This is a genomic window from Pseudomonas cremoricolorata DSM 17059 = NBRC 16634 (assembly GCF_000425745.1).
In the GTDB taxonomy this organism is placed as follows: domain Bacteria; phylum Pseudomonadota; class Gammaproteobacteria; order Pseudomonadales; family Pseudomonadaceae; genus Aquipseudomonas; species Aquipseudomonas cremoricolorata.
The window spans coordinates 1-1627 of the sequence record NZ_AUEA01000025.1 but is presented as its reverse complement, the minus strand read 5'-3'; the positions used below and the strand labels follow the sequence as shown (position 1 = coordinate 1627).

Here is a 1627-nt window from a genome sequence, read left to right as displayed (position 1 = left end):
TTTTCCAACGAGCTGGATGCGTTGGTCAGACGCTTCCGCACCTGAAACGCAGCACCGCGCGCGCGCCGTTCACCCGGCGTGCGTCAACCCCGTAGTACGCGCCCCACATAATAATGATTGCTTCGCCCAGACCATCTGCCTTGCAGCACAACAAGAATCGGAGCGTAGTCATGAACATCAAGCACAAACTCACCTGGGCCTTCGCTGTCATCGCCGGCCTGCCCATCGCCCTGGTAGCCGCCATCGTGGTCTTCAACCTGCGCGATGAGGCCCGCGATGACTTCGTCGAAAGCAGCAGCCGCGAGATCAGGCAGGTGGGTAACGCCATGGGCCTGTTCTTCAAGGGCATCGACGAGAACGTAGCCTTTCTCGCCGCCCAGCCCATGTTCAACAGCCTGAGCGACAACCTCAACAAGTACATGGCCGACAAGCCCTCCTACGTGCTCACCGAGCAGTCGCAGGAAATGCTGACCTACTTCGACCGCCTGGCCAAATCCCACCCCGACTACGCCTATGTGTCCTACGGCGTGGCCGACGGCGGCTATGTGAGCTGGCCGAACAGCAACAAGCTCGACGGCTACGACCCGCGCAAGCGCCCCTGGTACCAGAAAGCCATGGCCAGCCCCGGCAAGCCTCTGCGCTCCGAGGCCTACTATTGGGCGGCCGACGATACCGTGCTGATCAGCACCGGCATCACCGTGGCCAATGCCTTCGGTGCCAATGGCGGGGTGATCAACATCGACGTTTCGCTCAACGGCCTGACCGAGATCGTCAAGAAGATCAAGCTCGGCGAAAGCGGCTACCTGATGCTGATCGAGAACAACGGCAACGTGCTGGTCGACCCGCGTGATGCCAGCCACAACTTCAAGCAGCTCGACAGCCTCGGCGGCGACTACGCCACCCTGGCCAAAGCCGGCAAAGGCCTGGTCGAAGTGCAGCTCAACGGCGAGCGCTACATGGCCAACGTGTACCCCGACGAGCAACTGGGCTGGACCTTCATCGGCCTGATCCAGCACGACGAAGTGATGCAGAGCGCAACCCGCCTGAGCTGGCTGATCGGCGGCGTCGCCGTGCTGCTGGCAGCGCTGTTCGCGGTGATCGGCGCGGCATTCGCCAAGGTCATCGTCAGCCCGATCAACAGTGTCTCCAGTGGCCTGCAAGACATCGCCCAGGGTGAAGGCGACCTGACCCGCAACCTGCAAGTGCGCGGCCGCGACGAAACCGCGCAACTGGCCAACTGGTTCAACCAGTTCCTTGGCGCCATCCGCAGCCTGATCCAGCACATCGGCCAGTCGGCCAGCAAGATCCTCAGCAGCTCGGCCAGCGCCACCCGCGTTTCCGGCGACATGGCCGACGCGGCCGGGCGCCAGCGCGAAGCGGTGGACATGGTGTCCACGGCGTTCCACGAGATGGTCGCCACCGCCAACGAGGTGGCGCGCTCGTGCAGCCAGGCCGCGCAATCGGCCGATAGCGGCCAGCAGCAGGCCCGCGAAGGGCAGGCGCAGATCGATGCCGCGGTGACCAGCGTCGATCGCCTGAGCCAGGAAATCGAGCAGTCGGCGCAGTCGATCCAGCAACTGGAGCGCGACAGCAACGCCATTCAGTCGATTCTCGGCACCATCCGCTC

The 1627-nt window shown here is 63.7% G+C and carries 1 protein-coding gene; it reads left to right on the top strand.

Features of this window, described 5'->3' with window-relative positions; genetic code table 11:
• Positions 1-170: 170 nt before the first annotated feature.
• A partial coding sequence (locus H618_RS0118820; protein ID WP_028696536.1) for a methyl-accepting chemotaxis protein occupies positions 171-1627 on the top strand: 1457 nt, incomplete at its 3' end.